The sequence below is a fragment of the Stenotrophomonas sp. FR010 genome, from assembly GCF_047520755.2.
GTDB classification, from domain to species: Bacteria; Pseudomonadota; Gammaproteobacteria; order Xanthomonadales; family Xanthomonadaceae; genus Stenotrophomonas; species Stenotrophomonas sepilia.
This window is the reverse complement of sequence record NZ_JAXBQT020000002.1, coordinates 252417-275547: the sequence shown is the minus strand read 5'-3', so window position 1 is coordinate 275547 and position 23131 is coordinate 252417. Positions and strand designations below refer to the sequence as shown.

The window sequence follows — 23131 nt, the reverse complement described above, 5'->3', positions numbered from 1 at the left end:
GCCGACTCCCCTGTTCCCGCGCGTTTCGCTTTCCGTCGCCTCTTCGGCGGCGTCCATCCCGCACGCCCCGCGTGCTTTCCCAAGGAGTCACCACCATGTCCATCTCGACCAAGAACACATCTTCCTCTCGCCTGCCGCGCATCGGTGCCATCGGCATCGCCCTGGCCGGTGGCCTGCTGCTGGCCGGCCAGGCCGCGGCGATCCAGCCGCTGGCGATCAGCGCGGTGGCCATGAGCGCCGCCGCCGAAGGCAAGTGCGGTGAAGGCAAGTGCGGGGCCAACAAGACCGCCTCCAGCAAGCCCGCCGGCAAGGCCAAGGTGGCCGAGGGCCAGTGTGGCGAAGGCAAGTGCGGTGACGCCTCGTTTGCCCGCACCGACCGCGACCACGACGGCAAGGTCTCGCGTGCCGAGTTCAACGCAGTGGCCGCCAAGCGCGCCGCCGAGTTCGACCGCATCGACACCGACCACGACGGTTACATCAGCGAGCAGGAAGCGCACGACTACCTGCGCAGCGTCTACACCGCCAACGGCAAGCCGATGCCGAAGGGCCTGTTCTCCCGCGTTGCCGATTGATCGACGTTCAACCGGCGCCGCCTCCAGGGCGGCGCCCTCCTTCTGGAGCATCCGCCATGTCCCTGCCCCTGCCCTCCAATGCCGCCGGTCTTGGCCTGCGCCGTGGCCTGATCGACGAACTGCTGGCCATGCCGGCCGGTGCCATCGACTTTCTCGAAGTCTCCCCCGACAACTGGATCGGCGTCGGCGGTGCACACGGCGACGCGCTGCGCCAACTCAGCGAGCGCCACCCCTTGACCTGCCACGGCCTGTCGCTGTCGCTGGGCGGTCCTGATCCGCTGGACCGCACCCTGCTGGCACAGACCCGTGCCTTCCTCGACCTGCACCAGGTGCAGCTGTACAGCGAACACCTGAGCTACTGCGCCGCCGGTGGCCATGTCTACGACCTGCTGCCACTGCCGTTCACCGCCGAGGCCGTTCACCATGTCGCCGGCCGTATCGCCCAGGTGCAGGACATGCTGGGCCGACGCATCGCCGTGGAGAACATTTCCTACTACGCCGTTGCCGGCGCGGACATGAGCGAGATCGACTTCATCAACGCCGTGCTCGCCGAAGCCGACTGCGACCTCCTGCTGGACGTCAACAACGTCTTCGTCAATGCCTGCAACAACGGTTACGACGCCTTCGAATTCCTGGCTCGCGTGCCGTCCCACCGTGTCGCCTCGCTGCATGTGGCGGGCCACTTCGATGAAGACGACGGCTTCAAGATCGATACCCATGGGGCGCCGGTGAAAGGCGTGGTCTGGGCGCTCCTGCGCGAGGCCTATGCGCGGTTGGGCGTGCGCCCCACGCTGCTCGAACGCGACTTCAACTTTCCGCCGCTGGCGGAGTTGCTGGCCGAGGTTGCGCACATCCGCCAGGCGCAGGTTGAGGCACGTTGGCAGGAGGTGGCCCATGGCTGAGTCGCTGGCCATCGTGCAACGGCGCTGGGCCGATCATGTACGGGACCCGTCGATGCCTGCGCCCGATGGCGTCGAGGCACGGCGGATGGCGGTCTACCGCCGCCTGTGCATCGACAGCCTGGACACCCTTTTGGCAGGCAGCCTGCCGCGACTGCTGGAACAGCTGGGCGAAGCGCGCTGGCGCGGTCTGGTCGAGCACTACTACGCACATCACGTCTGCCATACCCCGTTGTTCCCGCAGATCGCCAGCGAGTTCGCTGCGTGGCTGGCTGTGCAGTATGCGTTCGCGCTGCCCGGCTGGGCGGCGGAACTGGCGCACTACGAAAGCACGCAGCAGACGCTGCACATCGTGCCACGTGATGCCGGGCGTTCATTGCAGTCCATGCCGGCGGGCAGCGATGTGCTTGCGCTGTCGCCGCTGGTGCGGGTATTGGGCTACCGGTGGCCGGTGCATGAGGACGCCGCGCTGAACGATGCCGCCGCCAGCGAGCCGACGCTTCTGCTGCTGCGCCGCCTGGCGGACTACCAGCTGCAGGTCGAGGAACTGGCACCACTGGCGTATGCGCTGCTGTCGGCCTTCGCTGATGACGGTACCCACGTGGATGACGCGCTGAACGCACTGGCCGATGCGCATGGCGTGGCCGCCGACGAACTGCGCGTGGTGGCCACGCCCTTGCTGGGCGAACTATGCGCGGCCGGCGTGCTGGTCACGCTGGCCGGGTTCTGCGACTGCCGGCCAGCGGCCGGCACTACCCCTGTCTGATTCGAGGTTTGATCATGGCTGCTTCCAACACTTCCTTCCTGCACGGCTGGCGCCTGTTCGTGGCCATCGCCGTGGTCCTGATCGCATTCGCGCTGGCGGCCTTCGCCCTGTATCCCGATGCAGCCGAAGGCAGCCGTGCGGCGATCCGGATCACTGCACGCACATCGTTCCTGCTGTTCCTGGCGGCGTTCACCGCATCGTCGTTCGCCAGTCTTCTGCCCGGCCCGTTCACCCGGTTCCTGCTGCGCGAACGGCGCACCGTCGGTTTGTCCTTCGCGTTCTCGCACCTGCTGCATGCTATCGCCATCACCAGTTTCGGCATCCTCAACCCGGCGTTCTGGCCAGCACGATCCGCGCTGGCCAATCTTCCGGGCACGGTGGGCTACATCGCCATCCTGGCGCTGGCCATCACCTCGCATCGGGGGATCGCCCGCCGCATGGGCCCCACTGCTTGGCGTCGCCTGCACCTGTCCGGCATGTGGATCATCGCGGCGGTGTTCACCTACTCGTACTTCAAGCGCGTGCCGGGCAACTTCTGGTATGCGGTGCCGTCGGCGCTGCTGTTCACCGCCTTCGTGGTGCGCTGGATCGCCAAGCGGGCGCAGTCACTGCGCCGAAGCGCGCGTGCGCGGCCACCGCTGCGGAGTTCTCAAGGAGGCGGTTACTTGTAGAGCCGAGCCCATGCTCGGCTGCCTCTGGTTCAGCCGAGCATGGGCTCGGCTCTACAGAGGGATCCCAGCACGATCGGCATCGAATCCCCTGCGGAAAGGGATCTGCCCCACTTCAGGTCACGGCGCGCGGCGCAATGTCACCAGGGTGATCTCCGACGGCACGCCGATGCGTGCCGGGAAACCGGCCCAGAGACCCGCACCATTGCTCACGTAAAGGGTCATCCCGTCCACGTCGTAGCGGCCGGAGACGAAGCCACCATTGGCCCGCTTCACCAGTTGGTCCATGCCGATGATCTGCCCACCGTGAGTGTGCCCGGACAATTGCAGCTTCACGCCGCGCGCCGCCGCCTCTCGCGCGTTGCGCGGGCGGTGGTCAAGCAGGATCACCGGCGCAAAGGGATCGGCGCCGGCCAAGGCGGCGTCCAGATCCGGCAGCGGCAGGCCGTAGCGTGCGGCCACCGGATCGGTGACCCCGGCAATGGTCAGCGCTGCATCACCTCGTCGTACCTGCAGGTGGCTGTTCTCCAGCACCTGCATGTGCAGCGCACGGAACGCCTGCATCCATGCCTGGTACTGCGCGTAATACTCGTGGTTGCCGGTAATGGCGACGACACCGTCCGGCGCCCGCAGATCGGCCAGAGGACGCGCGTCGTCACGACGGGCCTCGACACTGCCGTCGATCAGATCGCCGGTGATCACGATCAGATCCGGCGCCAATGCGTTGCTCTCATCCACCACCCTGCGCACCCAGTCGCCGGTCAGCAGGCGGCTGGCATGGATGTCGGTCAGCTGCAGCACGCGATAGCCGTCGAACGCCGCTGGCAGCCCGGCAACGCTCACCTCGATCTGCCGGGGCTGGGGCACTGCCATGCCCTGACTGACACCATAACCACTGACCAGCAGGGCCAGCACGCCGGCCGCCGGCCGCAAGCGCCGCGTGCGCAATGCGGCTACCGCACGTGGCCAGCGCAGCAGGCGGGACGCGAGCAGGCCCACATCCATCGCCAGCATCAGCAACGCCAACAGCAACACCGCCGTGGAGCCGGTGGCCAGCGTGGCGATGGCCAGTTTCGGAATTTCCGGCGACGCCATGGTGCCCCAGAAGGTGGCGACGATACGCAGCTGCACGGCTACGCCCACCAGCAGCAGCGACAGCACGACCTTCAGCCAAGTGGGCATGCGCTGTGGCCAGAACAGGCGCCAGGCCACATACAGGCCCATCAACAAACCGATCGTACTCAGCACTGCAACCATCCTGGAAAGAAAGTGGGCCGCCATGGTGACGGCTGCAGGCGGTGTTGTGTAGCACCGAGCCCATGCCCGGTATTTCAATCTGCAGCCGAGCATGGGCTCGGCGCTACAACAACAGGGGCGTCAAGCCATTCCGTCGAGGCGCTGCACCCGCAGGCGGGCAATGCGGCGCTTCTCCATCGCCAGCACGGTGATGCGCACACCCGCCACCTCCACCGCATCGCCGGTGTCCGGCAGCCGGCCCAGCTGCTCCAGCACCAGCCCGGAGATGGTCATGTAGTCGGCACTGCGTGGCAGCGATACGCCGGTCAGCCGCTGCAGGTCGTCCAGGGTCAGCGCACCGTCGGCCTCCCACTGGTCCTCGCCCTGCGCGACCACGCCATAGCGCTCGTCCTGGGTATCGACCAGATCGCCGGCAATCGCCGCCAGCAGATCGTTGGCGGTCACCAGGCCTTCCACGCTGCCGTACTCATCCACCGCCACCGCCAGCGGTACCGGATGCTGGCGGATCAGTTCCAGCGCCTGCAGCGCACTGGCGCTGGACAGCACGTACTGCGGCTCGCGCAGGTTGCCTTCCAGCTGCAGCGGCCTGCCCTGCAGCAGGTCAGCCAGCAGGTCGCGGCTCTGCACCACGCCACGTAGGCTGTCCAGGTCACCCTCGCCCACCAGCAGCCGGGTGTGTGGCGATGCCACCAGGCGGGCCACCACATCCTCCTGGCCCCGCGCCAGGTCGATCCACTGCACATCGGCGCGCACGGTCATTACGCTCGACACCGGCCGGTCAACCAGGCCCAGCACGCTACGGATCATCTCGTGCTCGGCCGGCTGCAGGCGCTCTTCGGCATCTACCGGCTCGTCCACGCCGTCATCGGCATGGCCGTTGGCCGGGCGCGCCCCGAGCATGCGCAGCACCGCATCAGCGGTGCGCTGCCGGAACGGCTGGCGGCGCTCGTTGCGCTCACGATTGAAACGCACCCACTGGTTGAACGCCTCGACCAGGATCGAGAAGGCGATCGCCGCGTACAGGTAGCCCTTCGGGATCTTGTAGCCCAGGCCCTCGGCCACCAGGCTGAAACCGATCATCAGCAGGAAGCCCAGGCACAGCACCACCACGGTGGGATGCTTGTTGACGAAGCGGGTCAACGGCTTGCTCGCCAGCAGCATCAGCGCCATCGCGATGGTGACGGCGGCATACATCACGCCCAGGTTGTCGACCATGCCGACCGCGGTGATCACCGAGTCCAGCGAGAACACCGCATCGAGCACCACGATCTGCGCCACCACCATGGCGAAGCTGGCGTAGACCTTCTTGCCGTCTTCGTGGTGCGCGCGGCCTTCCAGCCGTTCGTGCAGCTCCATGGTGCCCTTGAACAGCAGGAACAGGCCACCGCCCAGCAGGATCAGGTCACGCCCGGAGAAGCTGTGCTCGAACAGCGTAAGCAGCGGCGCGGTCAGTTTCATGATCCAGGCCAGCGCCGCCAGCAGCACCAGCCGCATCAGCAGGGCCAGTGCCAGGCCGATCACCCGCGCGCGGTCGCGCTGGTGTGGCGGAAGCTTGTCGGCAAGGATCGCGATGAACACCAGGTTGTCGATGCCGAGCACGATCTCAAGCACGACCAGGGTTGCAAGGCCCATCCAAATCGAGGGGTCAGCCAACCATTCCATTTCAGGTCCGTTTCGTCAGTGGGTAAGGGAGAAGAAGAAACACTCAGTCTGCTTCCTGCGCCCGCACCGGGTCGTACCCGAGCAGGTCGCCAGGCGTGCATTGCAGCTCCCGGCAGATCGCATCCAGCGTGGAAAAGCGGATGGCGCGCGCCTTGCCGGTCTTCAGGATCGACAGGTTCGCCAGGGTGATGTCGATGCGACCGGCCAGCTCGGACAGGGTCATGCCCCGTTCCTGCAGCACGCGGTCCAGGGTGATGACGATTGCCATCAGATGACACCGTCGAGGTCATCGCGCATCGCCGCGCCCACGGCGAAGACGCGTGCCAGCACGAACAGCATCAGCACCGCCACCAGCCCGGTGATCGACATGCCGCCGCCCACCTCCATCCAGCTGAAGTCCGGGCCCATCCAGGCCGCGTAGGCGCCGATCAGGATCGACAGCAGCTCCATCGCCAGCATCAGCCACGCCATGCGTTGCAGGCGCTGCGCATTGGCGTGGGTGAACGGCCTTTCACGCGCCGCCGATTTCAGCAGCCGCAGCAGATGGCGCAGGAACAGCAGGCACAGCAGGCACAGCACCAGCAGCGCGACGATCACAGCCAGCCCCAGGCAGAAGTGCAGGAACAGCGCGTTGCCGTGTGCAGCAGCGGCAGCGGCATCGTGGACGCTGTCGAGCAGCCAGCGACGGTCGTGCGCGACCAGCGGCACGGCCAGCAGTGCGGCCAGGATGCCCAGCCAGCACATCGCCCGGACGGCCTGGACGGCGGCCTGGGCCAGGGTGAACAAGCCTCGCGCGGGTCTGGCGCGGGCGGGACGAGCGGTCAAGCGGCCTCCGGCATTGGGGCGGCCTCGCCGCCCCCGGGGTGAATTTATCGATAAACGATATATCACAACCTGCGTGAAAGGCTGAATCGCGGGCCTGGGCAGCCTGCGCGGCGCGGGGCCAGCGTTACCGGCTGGGTGCAGCCTGCTCCAGCATCGCTTCGCCCGGCGTCACCGAGGCCATCGCCTGCACGCCGGCCTCGGCCGCCTGCCGCGTGACCAGCCGGAAACGCACCTGCAGCTTGGCCTGCCCGGGCGTGGCCCAGCCGTACTGGATCGCCACCTGGTCCGCCGACAACGGCCCACGGCCTGGCAGCGAGCGCGCCTGCAACGGCGTCGGCGCCGCCTGCACCAACCGGGCAAAGCCCTTCTGCACGACCGCCGCGTCGGCCTTTTCGGCGTAGACCGTACACGTGCCATCGTCAGCCCAGCTGACCGCATAGCGGCCGCTGGCCAGCGGCACCATCCAGGCCACGCCCGACTGCCCCTGCAGCAACGTTGCCGCCTCGGCAGGCTGCAGGGGTGACAGCCCGTTGGATTCCATCAACGACTGCAACCGCGCCGGTGCGCCGATGTGCTGCATGCAGGCGGTATCGAACAACTCACTGAAAGGGTCCTGCGCCTGTGCGCTGGCCTTCGGTGCACGTGCAGGCTGCGCCGCCGCCAGGGCAGGCAGCAGGGCCAGGATCAGCCAGGAGGCAGGGCGCATTGGAACTCCACGGTACGGAAAACAGCAGGGAGGATGGCAAAGCCCGGGCGCGGCGCGCAACGGCCGCGTTGCCGCCGGCCTCCCCGCGCCGGGATCAGGTTGTGATTTCGCCCTCGTCCTCGCCATCCCAGTAGTGGATACGGCTGGCGCGCACATGGATCAGTACCAGTCCCGGTGTATCCACTCCCTGTTCGAACCACCGCTCCAGGTCCTTCACCCAGTGCTCGCGCATCGTGGCCCGATCGCGCACCAGCGCTGCCCTTCCCTGCACGTGCACGAACAGCGGCGGCTTGCCCAGCAGCGACTTGCTGCCGGAGAAACCCAGTGCGACGGCAGGGTCAGCCTCGATCTCGCGCACCATGTCGGTGTCTTCCATGGTGAAGAACCAGCTGTCACCGTCATAGTCCACGTCACCGTTGTTGCTCATGGGGCGACCGGCAATTTCTCCACCGACGTGGGTCTGCAGCATCGTGAAATCGATGCCGGCCATTTTCTTGGCAAGTTCTGGGAGGGTGAGCTGGGTCACGGCGCGGTCCTTGATCGGAGGGACGCCCAGCGTCTGCGCAGAGCGGTGACCGGAAAGTGGATGAGCACTTGCGGCCTCTTCACGGGAAACGAGATACGGCGCATGGTCCGTGCGTGACGCACTCCACACCACCATACCCACGTTAAAAGCAGATGGAGGAACGCCCCTGCGAAGCACCACAGCCGGCTAACAGGGGGCTGCCGGAGAATCGCGCAACCCCGTGGCACGACCGGCATGGCAGCCGGCGTGCACGCGGCGACTCCTCCCCCAACCGCACGGCCTCCACATGGATCTGTTCGCCTGGCTCGCGTTCGGCTGCTACCTGTTGGCGTTCTTCATTGTCTCGCTGTCTGCTGCGGCCTATCTGAAACGTTCCGACTTCATGCCCTACCACGCGCAGGCCGTGGGCATGTCGTGGGCGGAGATCGAACCGCGCATGCAGGTGCTGCTGATGGCACTCATCCGCGTGGTCGGCGCCGGGTGGATCGCACTGGCCGGTGCCGGCGTGATGCTGGCCTGGTTGATCTTCTTCGGTGGTCACTTCGCGCTGCCACAGCTGCTGGCGTTCCAGTTGTTCTGCCTGGTCGCCACCGCGCCCCCGGTGCTGGTCGCCTCCGGCGTGCGGCGACGCACCGGTGCGCGTACCCCGGTATCCACCGGCGCGGCCGTGGTGCTGCTGTCGCTCCTCGGCCTCGCGCTGGCCGTGCTGTCACTGTCCCGGTGAGTTCCCTTGCCCCCTCCCCACGAGGCTCCGCCATGAACCCCGAATCGATCTTCTACAGCGTGGTCAACGGTGATCTGCCCCCCTCCCAGGCCGGCACCCTGCTCGGCTGGCGCTTCGTTGGCTACGACGATGCATTGCGCCGCATCCAGGTCGAATTCGAAGCCGGCGCCGTGCTCACCAACCCAATGGGCAATGTGCAGGGCGGTTTCCTGTCAGCGATGCTGGACGACTGCATGGGGCCGGCGATCTACGCCACCCTGCCCGCCAACCGCATCGCGGTCACGGTGGAATCCAAGACCAGTTTCGTCAGCCCGGCGCGGCCCGGGCGGATCATCGGCTGGGGCGAAGTCGAGCACAGCAAGGGCAGCATCGCCTTCACCCGTGGCTGGCTGACTGACCCGGCCGGCAAGGTACTGGCCACCGCCAGCGCCACCTTCCGGGTGGGTGCGCTGCGCTGGCGCGGTCTCTCGGTGCCGCGTCCCATCGCGAGGCGGATGATCGCGCGCACGCTGCGGCGCGTGCATGCGCGCATCGGCTGATGCGTGTCCTCAACGTGCGTTGCGGCCGCCGCCGGCCACCCGCACGCGGTCGCGGCCCTGCGCCTTGGCCTGGTACATGGCCGCGTCAGCGGCACGCAGCAGGGTGCGCCAGCCCAGCGCATCGGTGCCCCCCTCGGCTACGCCGAAGCTGGCAGTGACCCGCAGTACGTTGCCTCCGGCCAGTGCGATGTCCAGCTGCCGCATGGCCACGCGCAGCGACTCGGCCAACTGGCGGCCGCCGGCCAGATCGCCGTCGGCGAGCAGCACCAGGAATTCCTCGCCACCGTAGCGGGCGATGCTGTCGCTGCGGCGCAGGTGGCGCTGCAGCAGCTGTGCCACCTGCACCAGCACCTGGTCGCCAGCAGCATGCCCATGGCCATCGTTGATGGCCTTGAAGCGATCGATGTCAAGCAGGATCACCACCGCGCTGGTGCCACCGTCGGCATGGCGCTGCTGCACCCTCTGGTCCAGCGCGCGCCGGTTCAACAACCCGGTCAGTTCATCGGTGCCGGCCAGCTGGCGCAGCTCGCTGGTCAACGCCGAGCGCTCGCGCGACTTCTCGCGCAGCACTTCGATGGCATCGAACAGGCGCTGCATCTCGGCCAGCGGATGGGTCACGTGCTGTTCCGGGCCGGGCGCTTCCGAGGCGATCTGGATCACCTGCTTCTGTGCCTGCAGCAGCGGCCGCAGGATCTGCAGATGGGCAATGCGCAGCGCCACGCCGAGCACCACCAGCGTGCCAAGCACGGTCGCCACCAGCACCACCAGGCGCGTCGCTTCGCGGTTGCGGGTGCGCTCGAAACGGGCGATGGACACGCTCAGGTAACCGTCACGCAGCGCTTCCAGCGACCGCAGGGTCGGTACGTAGCGCGTGGTGAACTCGGCGGCGGTCCACGGCGGGGGCACGCCACGCCGTCCATCTTCGATCAGCTGTTCGATCATCGGCAGCGATTCGCCGAAGAACTGGCGGCGTGCCATGTCCCAATGCCAGGACAGCGTCGGATCGCTGCGGAACACGGCTTCATGGCTGCCTGCCAGCCGCCACAGTTCCAGCAGGCGGCCTTCGGTCTGCAATGCCGCCCGCACCTGTTCGTCACGCCAGGCCCCCGGTACCGCCACCGGCGCCATCACGTTCGAGGCCAGGCGGCCGCCATGCTCGCGCAGGTCGATCAGCACCTGGCCCTGCATCGCCGGGATCGCCGCTTCGCGGTCGGCACTGACCAGCACGCTGATCTGCGCCGAGGTCAGCACGTGCAGGCGATCGACCACGGCGAACATGCTGCTGATCGCGCGCTCCACGTCTTCCACCCGGCGCACTTCGTGCGGCTGTGCCGCCACCTGGTCCACCGCGGCCCGCGCCGACTGCAGGCGACGTTGCGCGTCGGCCAGCAGCCCATGTTCGTCGACCACGCCCGGATCGGCCTTGAACACGGTGTCCAGTTGCAGCAGGGCGGTGTCGACCCGCTTGCGCGCAGCCGCCAGCTGCGCGGCCAGCCGCGCCTGTTCGGCCGCATCGGCCGTATTGACTCCCAGCAGGCTGTTGGCTGGGCCGCGCTCGGCCGACACCCGGTTGGCCAGGTCGAAGGTCTGCTGCAGTCGGCGCAGGCTGACCAGGTTGTCCTCGGCAGCGGTGAAGCGCAGCGTGCCCTGCACCAGTGCGATGGCCATCAGCGGCAGCGTACAGACTACGAACAGCCCGGCCAGGATCCAGACCCAGGTCCGCAATCCGATGGGCGACGCCTTGCGAGCCATGCACATTTCCCCTGTCGTGCGGAACACTGTAGCGGCCGCCTGCACAGGCGCCAAGCCGCTAGCGGGCCAACCGTGGCCGTCGGTACACCGTGCCCGCCGCGAACGCACCGACAAGGCCGCGCGGACACTCGAATCGGGACAAATACGTCATGCCCCGCCGCGTCAGATCCAGCGCTGGTCGACCAGTTCGCGCTTCACGTAGGCATAGAACACCGGCGCGGCGACCAAGCCCGGCAGGCCGAAGGCCGCCTCCATCACCAGCATGGCCAGCAGCAGCTCCCAGGCACGCGCCTGGATTTCGCCACCGACAATGCGCGCGTTGAGGAAGTACTCCAGCTTGTGGATCACGATCAGGTACAGCAGCGCCGCCACCGACACGTAGAACGAGACCGACAGTGCGACGATGGTGATGATCGTGTTGGAGATGATGTTGCCCACCACCGGCAGCAGGCCGGCCAGGAAGGTGATCAGCACCAGGGTCTTGGACAGCGGCAAGTGCACGCCGAACAACGGCAGCACGCCCAGCAGGAAGATCGCGGTGAACACGGTGTTCAGCAGCGAGATCTTCACCTGCGCGAACACCACCTGGCGGAACGCGGTGGCCAGGCGGCTGGTGCGCCCGATCAGCTCCTGCGCCAGCGGACCCATCTTCGGCAGCGGCAGTTCGTCATACAGTGCGATCATCGCACCCAGCACCATGCCGATCAGCACGCGCACACCCACCTGGACCACCGAGGTACCGGCCACGCCCAGCTGGCGCTGATGCTCGGCGGCCCAGTCGTTCAGCGCCGCGCGCAGCGCCGGCATGTCCTCGGGGATGTAGGGTTGCAGCAGCGCCGGTACCTGGTGCCGCGAGGTGTTGAGGATCTCCATCAGGCGCGCCAGCAATGCGTCCGGGCCGCCGGTCTCGTTTCGGAAGAACGAGGCCACGCCGATCCCGGCCAGCACCAGCGCACTGATGATGATCGCCGACAGCACGATCACGGCGATCGCCCGTGCGCGTCCCGGCGGCAGCCTGCCTTCCACGGTGGAAGCCAGCAGGTGGGTCAGCTGGAACACCAGCAGGCCGGACAGAAGGGTGACCACCAGGCCCAGTTTCAGCGCCAGCCACATGCCCAGCAGCATCATCAGCCACGCCGCGATCCTTGGAATGGGGGGCTTGGGCTGGGCAACGAGAGCGTCTTGCATGGGAGCGCGTCCGGGCGGGGTGGCCCATGGTAGAGGATTGGTGTGCTGATTCCGCGTGCAGGATGAATGGGCATTTCATCCTCGTTCGGCGGCAGCCGTGCCGTCCCCACGCGCGCTCACTCGCCGTAGCTGGCGGTGTTCTTGCCCTGGCGCTTGGCGTGGTACAGCGCGCGGTCGGCCAGTGCCAACCAGTCCTCGACACTGCCGCCACGCGGCGTGGCCGCAATGCCGATACTGACGCTGAATTCCACACCCGGCGTGGCCTGCCGCGCGGCCTCGAGCAGGTGCAGGCGCACCCGCTCGGCCACGTGCATCGCGTCAACAGGCGTGCAGTCGCGCAGCAGCACGACGAACTCATCGCCCCCGAGCCGCGCGGGCGTATCACCGGGCCGGGCAACGGTGCGCAATGTCGCCGCGATATGCCGCAGCACCTCGTCACCGGCGCGGTGGCCATGCGAGTCATTGATGCGCTTGAAGTCGTCCACATCGAGCATCAGCAGGCAGGCAAACCCGCCCTGGCCCTGTGCCCGGTCCAGCGCCTGCTGCGCACGCAGGATCAGGAAGCCACGATTGGCCAGTTCGACCAGCGGGTCCATCCGGCTGAGACGTTGCAGCTGGCGGTTCTGCGATTTGACCCGGCGCGCCAGCTGCCAGCTGAGAATGCTCAGGCCGATGCCATACACGAACAGGAACGGGACACTCAGCACGATCGTGCGCTGCGAGGTGACCGGCTGGTAAGGGAAGCCGAGCGCCCACCAGGTGAGCGCGAAGCCCAGCATCAGGGCCAGCGTGGCGCGCATCGCCAGGCGAACGCCACCGGCAGCGATCTTGTCGGCCACCAGCAGTGCGGCGAACAGTGCACTGGGCACCGCGCTCAACGCCATGAAGGCGATCCAGCCACCACCGAAAAAGGAGTCGGCCACCATGCAGCGGAACTGGACGAGCGCGGGCTGGCCGGAGCGCTGGGTCAGCATCAATGCCAGCGCAGGCCACGCCAGCGCGTTGAGCAGCAGCAGGACCCACGCCAGCGGCCCATCGTGGCGCTCGAGGATGATCGAAGCGATGGGGATTGCCCCCAGTCCATTGCCGACGAAACGCATCCAGCCGATGCGACGTGCCGCGCCAATGCCTTCGACCGCGCCTTCCGCCGAATCGGTGAAGAATGGCATTGCCCCCCCCTTGCGCGATCGCACCTGCTGCCACGGCCCTTGCCGGGCTGCCTGCGATGAGTCTGACAGCTTTGCGTCAATTCGGGATCAAGGTCGCGGCACGACGCGCGGGCCGGCCGCCCTGCTCCGACTGCCCTGCCTCGCCTGCGCTACCACCGAGGCGCCGCTGTCGAACCGCGCAGCATGAAGCTGAACTCCAGCGTCTGCTGAAGCGGTACATCGACCTGTTCGATGATGGCGAGCAGCAGGTTGACCGCGCGCTCGCCGATTTCACGCATCGGCTGCCGGATGGTCGTCAGCGGCGGGGTGAGATAACGCGAAGAGGCCAGGTCGTCGAAGCCGACGATGGAGAGCGCTTCCGGAACGCGGATGCCCCGGTCGCGACAGGCCGCCAGTGCCCCCAGTGCCATCTGGTCGCTGAAGCAGAACACCGCGGTCGGCACGGGCGTGCCGTCCAGCAGCGCCATCACCGCCGCATGCCCGGACTCAACGGAAAAGTCCCCGGGCACGATGCTCAGCTGGCGCAGGCGACCCCGCGCCTTGCCGGCGGCCCGGACCCCTTCCAGCCGCTGCTGGTGCAGGGGGTTGTCAGGTGGCCCGCCGACCACGGCGATCCGTTCGTGCCCCAGGCCGTACAGGTGCTCCATCACCGCGCGTGCGGCGGCCGCGTTGTCGATATGGACGCTGGGGATGCCCAGTGCGGGGTCGAACTCACATCCATTGACCACCGGCGCAGCTGCGCCGCGCTGCTCGACGATTTCGCGCGCGGTCGGTGGCAGGCGATGGCCCAGCACGATCATGCCGTCGGCCTCGTTGCGCCGGAGCATCTGTGCGTAGCGCTCCTCACGATCGGGTTGATGCTGGGTATCGCCCAGCAGAACCGCGTAGCCGACCGCCTGCGCGGCCTCCTCCGCACCCTGCAGGATCTGTGCGAAGAACGGATTGGCGATGTCCGGGACGGTGACCAGGATCTTGCCGCTGCGCTGGGTCTTGAGCGTGCGGGCCACCGTGTTGGGCACATAGCCCAATGCGGCGGCGGCCTGCTCGATGCGCGCACGGGTGGCCGGCAGCACCTTGTCCGGCCGGGAAAGCGCCCGTGACACCGTGCCTGCGGAGACGCCGACGTGCCTGGCGATGTCGTAGATGGTGGCCATGGCGTTAGTTCTCCTGTCCGCTGTGCAGTGCACAACAGGTCCTGCGTGCGCCCCTGCTAGGATAATGCAATCGATTGCATCGAGGGCGAATCACGTTGAAGACGCTCAAGGGTCCAGCGCTGTTCCTGGCGCAGTTCATCGGCGACACAGCTCCTTTTGATCGGCTGGACACGCTGGCCGGGTGGGCCGCGGGTCTGGGCTATTCTGGCGTACAAGTTCCCACCTCCGCGCCCCACCTGTTCGATCTGGCCGAGGCGGCGCGCAGCCAGGCGTACTGCGACGATGTTGCCGGCATGCTGGCCGGGCACGGCCTGCAGATCACCGAACTGTCGACGCATCTGCAGGGGCAGCTGGTCGCGGTCCATCCCGCCTACGACAGCCTGTTCGACGGATTCGCACCCGTAGACGTGCGCGGCAACCCGCCCGCGCGCCAGGCTTGGGCCGTGGAGCAGCTGCGGCTCGCCGCGCAGGCCAGCCAGCGCCTGGGGCTGACCGCGCACGCCACGTTCTCCGGTGCGCTGGCCTGGCCCTACTTCTATCCGTGGCCGCAGCGCCCGCCGGGCCTGGTGGAAGAAGCCTTCGCCGAACTCGGCCGCCGCTGGCGCCCGATCCTGGATGTGTTCGATGCCTGCGGCGTGGACCTGTGCTTCGAGATCCACCCGGGCGAGGACCTGCATGACGGTGCGACATTCGAGCGCTTCCTCGATGAGGTCGACCATCATCCCCGCGCGAAGATCCTGTACGACCCCAGCCACCTGCTGCTGCAGCAGATGGATTACCTCGGTTTCATCGACCGTTACCACGCCCGCATCGGCATCTTCCACGTCAAGGACGCGGAGTATCGCCCCAGCGTGCGCAGCGGCGTGTATGGCGGCTACCAGGACTGGATCGATCGTCCGGGCCGGTTCCGCTCACCCGGTGACGGCCAGATCGACTTCAAGGCGATCTTCTCGAAGTTCGCCCAGTACGACTTCCCCGGCTGGGCGGTGCTGGAGTGGGAGTGCTGCCTGAAACACCCGGAGGACGGCGCGCGCGAGGGTGCCGCCTTCATCCGCGATCACATCATCCATGTAACCGAACGCGCCTTCGACGACTTTGCCGGGAGCGCCACGGACGCTGGATCACTGCGCCGCATGCTGGGAATCTGAGCCACGACCGCCCCGGGAGGGCAAGCCATGACGCACGCCATGTCGCGCCTGGGCGCGATGATGTTTCTGCAGTTCTTCATCTGGGGGGCGTGGTTCGTCACCCTGGGCACCTACCTGGTACAGGGCCCGCTGCAGGCCAGCGCAAGCCAGGTGGCAACGGCGTTTCTCAGCCAGTCCATCGGTGCCATCGTGGCACCGTTCCTGGTCGGCCTGATCGCAGACCGCTATTTCGCGGCGCAGCGCATCCTGGCGGTGCTGCACCTGGCCGGCGCGGTGCTGATGTGGCTGGCGTCCACCGCCACCAGTTTCAGCGTGTTTTCCGCGTGCGTCATGGGCTACATGCTCCTGTTCATGCCGACGCTGGCACTGGCCAACAGCGTCGCCATGCGGCACATGCAATCGCCGGAGAAGCAGTTCCCGCTGGTACGCGTGGCCGGCAGCGTCGGCTGGATCGTTGCAGGCGTGCTGATCGGCTGGCTGGGCTGGGAACAGGCGCATCGGCTTGAACTGACCTTCCGCATGGCCGCATTGGCATCGCTGGTGCTGGGCCTGTATGCGTTCACCCTGCCGCACACGCCGCCACTGGCGCAGCAGCGCGATGCCGGGCTGGGACAGATCCTGGGGCTGGATTCACTGCGGTTGCTGAAGTCGCGCGCCTACCTGGTGTTCTTCCTGGCTTCCATCGCCATCTGCATCCCACTGTCGTTCTACTACAACTTCACCAATCCGTATCTCAACGACCTGGGCGTGCAGGGCGCGGCCGGCCTGCAGTCGCTGGGCCAGGTGTCCGAAGTGCTGCTGATGCTGGCCATGCCGTTCCTGTTCGTGCGGCTGGGGGTGAAGACCATGCTGGCGGTCGGCATGGCAGCCTGGGTCGTGCGCTACGCGCTGTTCGCCTTCGGCGATGCGGGCAGTGGCTTCTCCCTGCTTGTGATCGGCATCGTACTGCATGGCATCTGCTACGACTTCTTCTTCGTCACCGGCCAGATCTACACCGATGCCCACGCCGGCCCCGCCGCGCGCAGCAGCGCGCAGGGCTTCATCACCCTGGCCACCTATGGCGTGGGCATGCTGATCGGCACCTTCCTGTCCGGCGCGGTAGTGGAGCACTTCACCACTGCAGCGGGCCCGGACTGGCAGCAGATCTGGTTGTTCCCGGCCGGCGTCGCACTGGTGGTGCTGATCGCCTTCCTGCTGCTGTTCCGCGACCGCCCGGTAGCGGCGGCCGCGTCGTCCACACCCTGAGGAGACCAGCCGATGCCCCCGCTTGGAATCGCCATCATTGGTACCGGCATGATCGGTGCGGTGCATCGCCGCGCGGCACTGCTGGCTGGCGCCGAGGTGCGCGGCGTGGCCGCCTCGTCACCGCAGCGCGCGCGCGAGGTGGCGCACGCGTGGAATGTCCCGCGCGCCTATCGCGATATCGAGGACCTCGTCGCTGATCCCCAGGTACAGGTCGTGCACATCTGCACGCCCAATCATCTGCACCGCACGATGGCGCAGGCCGCACTGGACGCCGGCAAGCACGTGATCTGCGAGAAACCGTTGGCGACGACGCTGGACGATGCGCAGGCGCTGGCGGCGCTGGCCGCCTCGACCGGACTGGTCGCCACCGTCCCCTTCGTCTACCGCTACCACCCGGTGGTCCGCGAGGCACGCGCACGCATCGCGCAGGGCGACCTGGGGCCACTGCACCTGATCCATGGCAGCTACCTGCAGGACTGGCTGCTGGACCCGGCCAGCAACAACTGGCGGGTTGACCCGGCACTGGGTGGCACATCGCGCGTGTTCGCTGACATCGGGTCGCACTGGTGCGACCTGGTTGAATGGGTCAGCGGCGAGTGCTTCGCCGAAGTGAACGCGGCGTTTGCCACGGTGATCCCCGAGCGCAGCGCAACCACCTCCCAGAGTTTCAGCACGCCGGCGACAGACGGCGCAAAGCAAGCGGTCGAGAGCGAGGACGTGGCCGCAGCGATGTTCAGGACCGGCGCGGGCACGCTGGCGTCATTGACGGTCAGCCAGGTCTCGGCCGGACGCCACAACCGGCTCTGGTTCGAGATCGACGGCGCCAACGCCAGCGTGGCGTTCAACCAGGAGGATGCCGAGCGGCTGTGGATCGGCCTGCCCGAGCAGCGCGAGGAAATCTTCGTGCGCGGCCCGGGCGCCGGCAGTGCCGAACAACGCCGGTTGTCGCCGCTGCCAGCGGGGCACGCACAGGGCTACGGGCAGTGCTTCGAAGCGTTCGTGGCCGACACCTATCGCGCCATTGAAGGCGAGCGGCCGCAGGGCCTGCCCACCTTCGAAGACGGCCTGCGCTCGGCGCGGATCGTTGATCGTGTCATTGCATCGGCCAGGTCACGCACCTGGACCACCATCGGTTGAATCCCGGGAGGATCTGTTGATGAACATCCCTGTCCGTAGAACTGCAACCCTCGTCCTGCTGCTGCTCGCAGTCCTGCCCGCCTTCGCAGGAAACACAGCCGGTGCGCAGAAGCCCATCGCCGTGCAGATGTACACGCTGCGCAACGCCGGCCCGCTTGACCAACAGCTGAAGATCGTCCACGACGCGGGCGTGCGTGCGGTGGAGACCGTCGGTACGCAGAATGCAAGCGCTGCGGAGCTGAAACAGTTGCTGGACCGTTACTCGATCAAAGCGGTTTCGTCGCACGTTCAGCTGGTCGAGCTGCGCGACAACCTGGATGCCGTGGTGGCCTTCAACCGCTCGATTGGCAACAGCACGCTGGTGGTGCCCTATCTGGACCAGAAGGACCGTCCGCGCGATGCCGCCGGCTGGACCGCGTTGGGCCGGGAGCTGGGCCGGATTGCCAGGCAGGTGCGCGGCAAGGGGATGCAGCTGGCCTATCACAACCACGACTTCGAGCTGGTCGACTTCAATGGCAGGACCGGACTGGAGCTGCTGTTCGACGCCGCCGGCCCCGAGCTGCAGACCGAACTGGACCTGGCCTGGGTCGCGCGCGCGGGCCTGGACCCGGCCGTGATGCTTGGCAAGTTCCGCGGCCACATATTTGCGGTACACGCCAAGGACAATGCGCCCAAGGGCGAGGCCGAAGACGAAGGTGGATTCGCTGCGGTCGGCCAGGGCGTGCTGGACTGGGACGCGATCCTGCCGGCCGCCGCCACCGCTGGCGTGCAGTGGTACATCGTCGAACACGACCAGCCACGCGACCCGGCCAAGGTCATCCAGGCCGGCGCGGACTACCTGCGTGAACACCTGACCACCAACCTGCCCACCCGTGCCCACCGCTGACGCATCAAGGAGCCCCACATGAAAATGATCCTGGCAGTGGCCGTGGCCCTGGGCGGCATGAACGTTGCGACGGCAGCGTGGGCCAAGGACGACCCGGCCGCCGGCGCGAAACTCTACGCCCAGCACTGCACCGCCTGCCACGGTGCTGAACGCACCGGTGTACCGCCGACGTTCCCGGCGCTCACCGATGTCGGCAAGCGGCTGCAGCCCGCCCAGGTCAAGGACAGGATCAGGAAGGGCGGCGGTCTGATGCCCCCCTTCCCGCAGCTGTCACAGCAGGAGATCGATGACATCGCCAGCTACCTGGCGAAGTAGCGGGTGGGCGCTACAGCTCGCGCACCCAGATGTTGCGGTAGCTGACCTTGGAGTCATGTTCCTGCAGATACAGCGGCGCGCACCCATGCGGTGCGTACGAAGGCGCACCGATGTATTCGGTCCTGCCCGCCAGCACGGTGTCGTCCTGTACCAGCACGCCGTTGTGCAGCACGGTGATCCGTGCGGGCGACGTCAGGCCGCCGCCCGGCGAGAAGCGCGGGGCCTTCCAGAGGATGTCGTAGACCTGCCACTGGCCCGGTGCGCGCGAGGCGTTCACCCGTGGCATGGCCTGCTTGTAGATCGAACCCGCCTGGCCATTGGCGTAGGTCGGGTTGTGATAGCTGTCGAGTACCTGCAACTCATACAGTCCCTGCAGGAAGATCCCGCTGTTGCCCCGGTTCTGGCCGTCGAAGCCCTTCGTTTCGGTGGGCGTACGCCATTCGACATGCAGCTGGACATCGCAGAAGGGTTGCCGGGTACGGATGCCCTTGCTGCCCGGAACAACCGTCATGGCGCCTCCGGCAACCTTCCAGGGCACGCGGCCACCCTGCTCCGATTCCCACGCGGAGAGATCCTTGCCATCGAACAGCACGATCGCATCGGACGGTGCCTTGCCGGGTGGCGTTGCCACGGTCGCGGGCACAGGGGTCCACACTTCCGTCTTCTTCGGGTCACGCACAGCGTCGGCACTGTCCTGTGCGAACGCAGATGCAGCGGCCAGCAGGCCGGCGGTGATCAACGCAGGGCGGATCATCAGGTTGGTGTCCATCAGCTGGTCCCCCAGGCAGGTGTGCCGGGGACATAGGCGAGGTCACCGTCGTAGCGCCCCGGCACGGCGACGTACTGCAGCACCCCGGTCGCACCGACCTTGGAGGTGAAGAAGCCGAAGATGGCCAGCTGCTTGATCATCGTGAAGTAATGCGGCATGGCTTCGCCCTCTTCGGGCGTTCCAGTTTCGGTCACGTCTGCATTGCGCGCCTTGGCTTCGGCATCCAGTGTACGCAGCAATCCGGTGCGCGCCTCCGCCGTGAGCGACACGAAGCGGCCACCGGCGCGCTTGTCGATGTCCGCCAGCCCGGCGCGGAACACCGCCTGCTGCCTGGCGGTGTAGCAGTCGCTGACGAACGTCGCCATGAACGCACCGGCGCCCGCGTCCTTCGCCCCGGGTGTCCGGGTCCGCGGCAGGATGGTCTCGGCGATCTCGTCCAGCGTGCTGATTTCGGCATCGGAGAACGCGGCCATCGCCCCGGCCGCTGGCGCTTTGCCCTGCACCAGCACAGGCAGGCCGACCATGGCCGCACCGGTGGCGGCGACGATCATCTTCAGCAGTTCGCGGCGATCCATCACAGGTTCCCCGCTTTCAGTTCGCGTACCGCGTGGTCGGCCGCGCGCGCGGTCAGCGCCATGTAGGTCAGCGACGGATTCACGCAGGCGCTGGAGGTCATGCAGGCACCGTCGGTGACGTACACATTGGGGGCATCCCAGACCTGGTTGTGCGCGTTCAATACCGAGCTCTTCCGGTCCCGTCCCATACGCGCAGTCCCCATCTCATGGATGCCCTTGCCCGGGGCGTAGTCGTTGTCGTGCATCTTCACGTCCTTGACCCCGGCCGCCTCCAGCATTTCGGCAGCATCGGCGGCCATGTCCTTGCGCATCGCCAGTTCGTTGGCGCGCATGGACACGTCCATCGCCAGCACCGGCAGCCCCCACTTGTCCTTGCGCTCGCGGTCCAGGCGGATCGTGTTGTCGTGGTGCGGCAGCATCTCACCGAGCCCGGTCATGCCGATGCGCCAGTCACCGGGCACGGTCAGCGCTTCCTTCAGGTCGGCACCGATGTTCAGCTCGGCGATCTCGCGCGACCAGCCGGTGCGGCTGGCACCACCCTGGTAGCCGAATCCGCGCAGGTAGCCACGCTTGTCGGCGGCGACATTGCGGAACCGCGGAATGTAGAAGCCGCACGGACGGCGGCCGAAGTAGTACTTGTCTTCGTAGCCCTCGACCCGGCCCGAGGCGCCCGCACCGAAATGATGGTCCATCACGTTGTGCCCCAGCTCGCCCGACGAAGACCCCAGCCCCCCCTCCCAGACATCGGTGGCCGAGTTCATCAGCAGCCAGGTCGAGTTGAAGGACGATGCGTTGAGGAAGATGACCTTGGCCGTGTACTGGTAGGTCTGCCCGGTCTCGGCGTCGATCACCTCCACGCCACGCGCGCGCTTGCGATCCTTGTCGTAGAGCACTTCCTTGACGATCGAGAACGGCCGCAGGGTCAGGTTGCCGGTCTTCATCGCCGCTGGCAGCGTCGCCGCCTGGGTCGAGAAGTAGGCTCCGAAGGGACAGCCCAGAATGCACTTGTTGCGATACTGGCAGTTCACGCGCCCCTGCTCGGGCATCGGCTGGGTGATGTTGGCCGTGCGCGAGTGGATCATGTGCCGCGTGCCGCCAAAGGCCTTCTTGATCCGCGCGGCCACGTCCTTCTCGACGATGTTCAACGGGATAGGCGGCAGGAACTCACCATCCGGCAGCACGTCCAGTCCCTCGCGCGTGCCGGCGATGCCGGCGAACTTTTCCACATGGTCGTACCACGGCGCGATGTCGGCATAGCGGATCGGCCAATCGGTGGCGATGCCCTCCATGAGGTTCGCCTCGAAATCCAGGTCGGAGAAGCGGTAGCTCTGACGGCCCCACAACAGCGAACGGCCACCGACGTGGTAGCCGCGGAACCAGTCGAAACGCTTGGTTTCGATGTAGGGTGAGTCCTGCTCGTTGGCCCACATTCCTTCCAGGTTCTCGGCGAGGCCGTAGTCGCGCATCAGCACCGGAAAAGCGGCCTTCATCGCCTGCGTCGGCCGGTTGCGATGCGGGAAGTCCCACGCTTCCTTCATCGCATTGACGTAGTCCTTGACGTGCTCGATGTTGCGCCCGCGTTCCAGCATCAGGACCTTCAGGCCCTTCTCGGTCAGCTCCTTCGCTGCCCAGCCGCCACTGATTCCCGAGCCAACAACAATGGCGTCGTAGTGATTATCTGCCATGGGTCTCTCACCTGGGTGGATATCGTTTCAGACGTCGCAGAGGCGGATCGCCTCGCGCAATGAAGCAACGGGATCGGGCGCGGCAGGCATGAACTCCTGCGCCAGATACCCCTTGAAACCGGTGTCGCGGATCGCGCGGCAGATGGCCGGATAGTTGAGCTCCTGCTGGTCTCCGATCTCGTTCCGGCCGGGCACGCCTGCGGTGTGGTAATGCTTGAAGCAGGCGTGGTGCTTGCCAATGGTGGCGATGATGTCGCCCTCCATGATCTGCATGTGGTAGATGTCGTAGAGCAGGCCGAAATTGTCCGAGCCGAGCCGCTGGCACAGCTCCACACCCCATGCGGAGTGGTCGCACAGGTAGTCGCGATGATCGACCTTGGAGTTGAGCAGCTCCATCACCAGCACCACGCCGCGCTTCTCGGCATGCCCGAGGATGCGCTTGAGGCCGGCTTCGGCATTGGCCATGCCATCCTGCGGGTCCATACCGTTGCGGTTGCCGGAGAAGCAGATGAGGTTGCGGTAGCCGGCATCGGCGACCAGGTCGATGTGCCGCGTGTAGCGCTCCACCAGCTGGTCGTGGAACTCGCGGCCGGCGAAACCCTTGGTCAGGCTCAGCTCCGCGCCGTTGCACATCGAGCTGTAGACGCCGTGGGCCTTCAGCGTGGGCCAGTCTTCGGGACCGACCAGGTCGATCGCGGCGAAACCGATGTCCTTCACCGTCGTGCAGAGCTGGGCGACCGACAGCTGCGGGAAGGTCCAGCGGGCGACGGCGTGCTTCAGGTTTCCTTTGAGGGGGGCATCGGCGGCGAATGCAGGGAGCACACCTGCAGCCCCCAGGCCAATGCCGCCGGCAACCGCAAGGCGTAGCGCGTCGCGTCGCGTGATGCCCATCGCCGGGGCCGGTCTGATCGAATGGATGGACATCCACCTGCCGGCCTCCCAACCGACATCAAACACTGAGGAT

General features: G+C 67.0%; 25 protein-coding genes. 11 read left to right on the top strand and 14 right to left on the bottom strand.

The features are described from left to right. The first annotated feature begins 95 nt into the window (after nucleotides 1-95). The 4 genes from ACM0PK_RS03635 to ACM0PK_RS03620 are packed head-to-tail and all read left to right on the top strand — an operon-like array spanning nucleotide 96 to nucleotide 2908. Complete coding sequence (locus tag ACM0PK_RS03635) at nucleotides 96-572, top strand: HvfA family oxazolone/thioamide-modified RiPP metallophore (protein ID WP_058980829.1); 477 nt, start codon at nucleotides 96-98, stop codon at nucleotides 570-572. A gap of 56 nt (nucleotides 573-628) precedes the next feature. After that, nucleotides 629-1474, top strand: coding sequence for an HvfB family MNIO-type RiPP peptide maturase (locus tag ACM0PK_RS03630; RefSeq protein ID WP_414607554.1), 846 nt, complete (start codon nucleotides 629-631; stop codon nucleotides 1472-1474). Further along, nucleotides 1467-2237 (top strand): HvfC family RiPP maturation protein, encoded by a 771-nt coding sequence (locus tag ACM0PK_RS03625; RefSeq protein WP_414607555.1) that lies wholly within the window; start codon nucleotides 1467-1469, stop codon nucleotides 2235-2237. Before ACM0PK_RS03630 ends, ACM0PK_RS03625 begins: the two co-directional genes overlap by 8 nt. 14 nt (nucleotides 2238-2251) lie before the next feature. Then, nucleotides 2252-2908, top strand: coding sequence for a ferric reductase-like transmembrane domain-containing protein (locus ACM0PK_RS03620; RefSeq protein WP_414607556.1), 657 nt, complete (start codon nucleotides 2252-2254; stop codon nucleotides 2906-2908). Between the two features lie 117 nt (nucleotides 2909-3025). Here the strand turns inward: ACM0PK_RS03620 and ACM0PK_RS03615 are convergent, their stop codons facing one another. The 6 genes from ACM0PK_RS03615 to ACM0PK_RS03590 form a co-directional block, all read right to left on the bottom strand. Further along, the gene (locus ACM0PK_RS03615) at nucleotides 3026-4162 is read right to left on the bottom strand and encodes a metallophosphoesterase (protein ID WP_151354771.1); all 1137 of its coding nucleotides are present in this window, start codon (nucleotides 4160-4162) and stop codon (nucleotides 3026-3028) included. A gap of 120 nt (nucleotides 4163-4282) precedes the next feature. Then, complete coding sequence (locus tag ACM0PK_RS03610; RefSeq protein ID WP_414607557.1) at nucleotides 4283-5824, bottom strand: TerC family protein; 1542 nt, start codon at nucleotides 5822-5824, stop codon at nucleotides 4283-4285. Between the two features lie 43 nt (nucleotides 5825-5867). After that, a complete protein-coding gene (locus ACM0PK_RS03605) occupies nucleotides 5868-6092 on the bottom strand; it encodes a helix-turn-helix domain-containing protein (protein ID WP_188241192.1) in 225 nt (74 codons plus the stop codon). Beyond that, complete coding sequence (locus ACM0PK_RS03600) at nucleotides 6092-6568, bottom strand: DUF2975 domain-containing protein (protein WP_414607576.1); 477 nt, start codon at nucleotides 6566-6568, stop codon at nucleotides 6092-6094. The genes ACM0PK_RS03605 and ACM0PK_RS03600 overlap by 1 nt, the downstream gene beginning before the upstream one ends. Before the next feature lie 205 nt (nucleotides 6569-6773). After that, nucleotides 6774-7355 (bottom strand): NMCC_0638 family (lipo)protein, encoded by a 582-nt coding sequence (locus tag ACM0PK_RS03595; RefSeq protein ID WP_005415652.1) that lies wholly within the window; start codon nucleotides 7353-7355, stop codon nucleotides 6774-6776. 94 nt (nucleotides 7356-7449) lie between these two features. Beyond that, the gene (locus tag ACM0PK_RS03590) at nucleotides 7450-7881 is read right to left on the bottom strand and encodes a pyridoxamine 5'-phosphate oxidase family protein (RefSeq protein WP_414607558.1); all 432 of its coding nucleotides are present in this window, start codon (nucleotides 7879-7881) and stop codon (nucleotides 7450-7452) included. Between the two features lie 286 nt (nucleotides 7882-8167). Between ACM0PK_RS03590 and ACM0PK_RS03585 the strand changes: the two genes are divergently transcribed. Next, on the top strand, nucleotides 8168-8605 hold the full coding sequence (locus ACM0PK_RS03585; protein WP_414607559.1) for a hypothetical protein: 438 nt from the start codon (nucleotides 8168-8170) through the stop codon (nucleotides 8603-8605). 32 nt (nucleotides 8606-8637) lie between these two features. Continuing rightward, entirely contained in the window at nucleotides 8638-9144 is a 507-nt protein-coding gene (locus ACM0PK_RS03580) for a PaaI family thioesterase (RefSeq protein WP_065178145.1), read from the top strand. A 9-nt stretch (nucleotides 9145-9153) separates the two neighbouring features. On the opposite strand, the gene ACM0PK_RS03575 is transcribed toward ACM0PK_RS03580, so the two are convergent. From ACM0PK_RS03575 to ACM0PK_RS03560, 4 genes are all read right to left on the bottom strand, one after another. Continuing rightward, nucleotides 9154-10896 carry a GGDEF domain-containing protein gene (locus tag ACM0PK_RS03575; RefSeq protein ID WP_414607560.1) on the bottom strand — a complete coding sequence of 581 codons (1743 nt, stop codon included), beginning with the start codon at nucleotides 10894-10896 and terminating at the stop codon, nucleotides 9154-9156. A gap of 162 nt (nucleotides 10897-11058) precedes the next feature. Then, a complete protein-coding gene (locus ACM0PK_RS03570) occupies nucleotides 11059-12084 on the bottom strand; it encodes an AI-2E family transporter (protein WP_414607561.1) in 1026 nt (341 codons plus the stop codon). A gap of 116 nt (nucleotides 12085-12200) precedes the next feature. Further along, nucleotides 12201-13253, bottom strand: coding sequence for a sensor domain-containing diguanylate cyclase (locus tag ACM0PK_RS03565; RefSeq protein ID WP_151355112.1), 1053 nt, complete (start codon nucleotides 13251-13253; stop codon nucleotides 12201-12203). A gap of 149 nt (nucleotides 13254-13402) precedes the next feature. Beyond that, a complete protein-coding gene (locus ACM0PK_RS03560) occupies nucleotides 13403-14407 on the bottom strand; it encodes a LacI family DNA-binding transcriptional regulator (RefSeq protein WP_151355111.1) in 1005 nt (334 codons plus the stop codon). A gap of 95 nt (nucleotides 14408-14502) precedes the next feature. On the opposite strand from ACM0PK_RS03560, the gene ACM0PK_RS03555 reads away from it, so the two are divergent. From ACM0PK_RS03555 to ACM0PK_RS03535, 5 genes are read left to right on the top strand one after another with little or no spacing between them, the layout of a single operon-like run. Continuing rightward, a complete protein-coding gene (locus ACM0PK_RS03555) occupies nucleotides 14503-15555 on the top strand; it encodes a sugar phosphate isomerase/epimerase family protein (RefSeq protein WP_072168655.1) in 1053 nt (350 codons plus the stop codon). Nucleotides 15556-15582: 27 nt separating this feature from the next. Continuing rightward, nucleotides 15583-16800 carry a nucleoside permease gene (locus ACM0PK_RS03550; RefSeq protein WP_414607562.1) on the top strand — a complete coding sequence of 406 codons (1218 nt, stop codon included), beginning with the start codon at nucleotides 15583-15585 and terminating at the stop codon, nucleotides 16798-16800. A gap of 12 nt (nucleotides 16801-16812) precedes the next feature. Beyond that, complete coding sequence (locus ACM0PK_RS03545) at nucleotides 16813-17937, top strand: Gfo/Idh/MocA family protein (protein ID WP_414607563.1); 1125 nt, start codon at nucleotides 16813-16815, stop codon at nucleotides 17935-17937. Nucleotides 17938-17956: 19 nt separating this feature from the next. Next, nucleotides 17957-18823: a sugar phosphate isomerase/epimerase family protein gene (locus tag ACM0PK_RS03540; protein ID WP_414607564.1), complete on the top strand. Its 867-nt coding sequence runs from the start codon at nucleotides 17957-17959 to the stop codon at nucleotides 18821-18823. An 18-nt stretch (nucleotides 18824-18841) separates the two neighbouring features. Further along, complete coding sequence (locus ACM0PK_RS03535; protein ID WP_005415640.1) at nucleotides 18842-19138, top strand: c-type cytochrome; 297 nt, start codon at nucleotides 18842-18844, stop codon at nucleotides 19136-19138. Nucleotides 19139-19148: 10 nt separating this feature from the next. Here ACM0PK_RS03535 and ACM0PK_RS03530 read toward each other — a convergent pair whose 3' ends face one another. Genes ACM0PK_RS03530 through ACM0PK_RS03515 form a run of 4 tightly spaced genes read right to left on the bottom strand, consistent with a single transcriptional unit; the run spans nucleotide 19149 to nucleotide 23091 of the window. Further along, the gene (locus tag ACM0PK_RS03530) at nucleotides 19149-19907 is read right to left on the bottom strand and encodes a 3-keto-disaccharide hydrolase (RefSeq protein WP_072168651.1); all 759 of its coding nucleotides are present in this window, start codon (nucleotides 19905-19907) and stop codon (nucleotides 19149-19151) included. Continuing rightward, a complete protein-coding gene (locus ACM0PK_RS03525) occupies nucleotides 19907-20482 on the bottom strand; it encodes a gluconate 2-dehydrogenase subunit 3 family protein (RefSeq protein WP_151354875.1) in 576 nt (191 codons plus the stop codon). Before ACM0PK_RS03525 ends, ACM0PK_RS03530 begins: the two co-directional genes overlap by 1 nt. After that, entirely contained in the window at nucleotides 20482-22167 is a 1686-nt protein-coding gene (locus tag ACM0PK_RS03520) for a GMC oxidoreductase (RefSeq protein ID WP_414607565.1), read from the bottom strand. Before ACM0PK_RS03520 ends, ACM0PK_RS03525 begins: the two co-directional genes overlap by 1 nt. 27 nt (nucleotides 22168-22194) lie before the next feature. Next, nucleotides 22195-23091: a hydroxypyruvate isomerase family protein gene (locus ACM0PK_RS03515; protein WP_414607566.1), complete on the bottom strand. Its 897-nt coding sequence runs from the start codon at nucleotides 23089-23091 to the stop codon at nucleotides 22195-22197. Nucleotides 23092-23131: the final 40 nt, after the last annotated feature.

What these genes read in the sequence shown, in the direction of transcription:
- ACM0PK_RS03615 (WP_151354771.1), bottom strand. Translation starts at nt 4,162, where the DNA reads ATGGTTGCAGTGCTGAGTACGATCGGTTTGTTGATGGGCCTGTATGTG.
- ACM0PK_RS03540 (WP_414607564.1), top strand. Translation starts at nt 17,957, where the DNA reads ATGAACATCCCTGTCCGTAGAACTGCAACCCTCGTCCTGCTGCTGCTC.
- ACM0PK_RS03595 (WP_005415652.1), bottom strand. Translation starts at nt 7,355, where the DNA reads ATGCGCCCTGCCTCCTGGCTGATCCTGGCCCTGCTGCCTGCCCTGGCG.
- ACM0PK_RS03635 (WP_058980829.1), top strand. Translation starts at nt 96, where the DNA reads ATGTCCATCTCGACCAAGAACACATCTTCCTCTCGCCTGCCGCGCATC.
- ACM0PK_RS03545 (WP_414607563.1), top strand. Translation starts at nt 16,813, where the DNA reads ATGCCCCCGCTTGGAATCGCCATCATTGGTACCGGCATGATCGGTGCG.
- ACM0PK_RS03520 (WP_414607565.1), bottom strand. Translation starts at nt 22,167, where the DNA reads ATGGCAGATAATCACTACGACGCCATTGTTGTTGGCTCGGGAATCAGT.
- ACM0PK_RS03550 (WP_414607562.1), top strand. Translation starts at nt 15,583, where the DNA reads ATGACGCACGCCATGTCGCGCCTGGGCGCGATGATGTTTCTGCAGTTC.
- ACM0PK_RS03565 (WP_151355112.1), bottom strand. Translation starts at nt 13,253, where the DNA reads ATGCCATTCTTCACCGATTCGGCGGAAGGCGCGGTCGAAGGCATTGGC.
- ACM0PK_RS03600 (WP_414607576.1), bottom strand. Translation starts at nt 6,568, where the DNA reads ATGTGCTGGCTGGGCATCCTGGCCGCACTGCTGGCCGTGCCGCTGGTC.
- ACM0PK_RS03575 (WP_414607560.1), bottom strand. Translation starts at nt 10,896, where the DNA reads ATGGCTCGCAAGGCGTCGCCCATCGGATTGCGGACCTGGGTCTGGATC.
- ACM0PK_RS03525 (WP_151354875.1), bottom strand. Translation starts at nt 20,482, where the DNA reads ATGGATCGCCGCGAACTGCTGAAGATGATCGTCGCCGCCACCGGTGCG.
- ACM0PK_RS03560 (WP_151355111.1), bottom strand. Translation starts at nt 14,407, where the DNA reads ATGGCCACCATCTACGACATCGCCAGGCACGTCGGCGTCTCCGCAGGC.
- ACM0PK_RS03605 (WP_188241192.1), bottom strand. Translation starts at nt 6,092, where the DNA reads ATGGCAATCGTCATCACCCTGGACCGCGTGCTGCAGGAACGGGGCATG.
- ACM0PK_RS03625 (WP_414607555.1), top strand. Translation starts at nt 1,467, where the DNA reads ATGGCTGAGTCGCTGGCCATCGTGCAACGGCGCTGGGCCGATCATGTA.
- ACM0PK_RS03610 (WP_414607557.1), bottom strand. Translation starts at nt 5,824, where the DNA reads ATGGAATGGTTGGCTGACCCCTCGATTTGGATGGGCCTTGCAACCCTG.
- ACM0PK_RS03530 (WP_072168651.1), bottom strand. Translation starts at nt 19,907, where the DNA reads ATGGACACCAACCTGATGATCCGCCCTGCGTTGATCACCGCCGGCCTG.
- ACM0PK_RS03515 (WP_414607566.1), bottom strand. Translation starts at nt 23,091, where the DNA reads ATGTCCATCCATTCGATCAGACCGGCCCCGGCGATGGGCATCACGCGA.
- ACM0PK_RS03585 (WP_414607559.1), top strand. Translation starts at nt 8,168, where the DNA reads ATGGATCTGTTCGCCTGGCTCGCGTTCGGCTGCTACCTGTTGGCGTTC.
- ACM0PK_RS03620 (WP_414607556.1), top strand. Translation starts at nt 2,252, where the DNA reads ATGGCTGCTTCCAACACTTCCTTCCTGCACGGCTGGCGCCTGTTCGTG.
- ACM0PK_RS03580 (WP_065178145.1), top strand. Translation starts at nt 8,638, where the DNA reads ATGAACCCCGAATCGATCTTCTACAGCGTGGTCAACGGTGATCTGCCC.
- ACM0PK_RS03535 (WP_005415640.1), top strand. Translation starts at nt 18,842, where the DNA reads ATGAAAATGATCCTGGCAGTGGCCGTGGCCCTGGGCGGCATGAACGTT.
- ACM0PK_RS03630 (WP_414607554.1), top strand. Translation starts at nt 629, where the DNA reads ATGTCCCTGCCCCTGCCCTCCAATGCCGCCGGTCTTGGCCTGCGCCGT.
- ACM0PK_RS03570 (WP_414607561.1), bottom strand. Translation starts at nt 12,084, where the DNA reads ATGCAAGACGCTCTCGTTGCCCAGCCCAAGCCCCCCATTCCAAGGATC.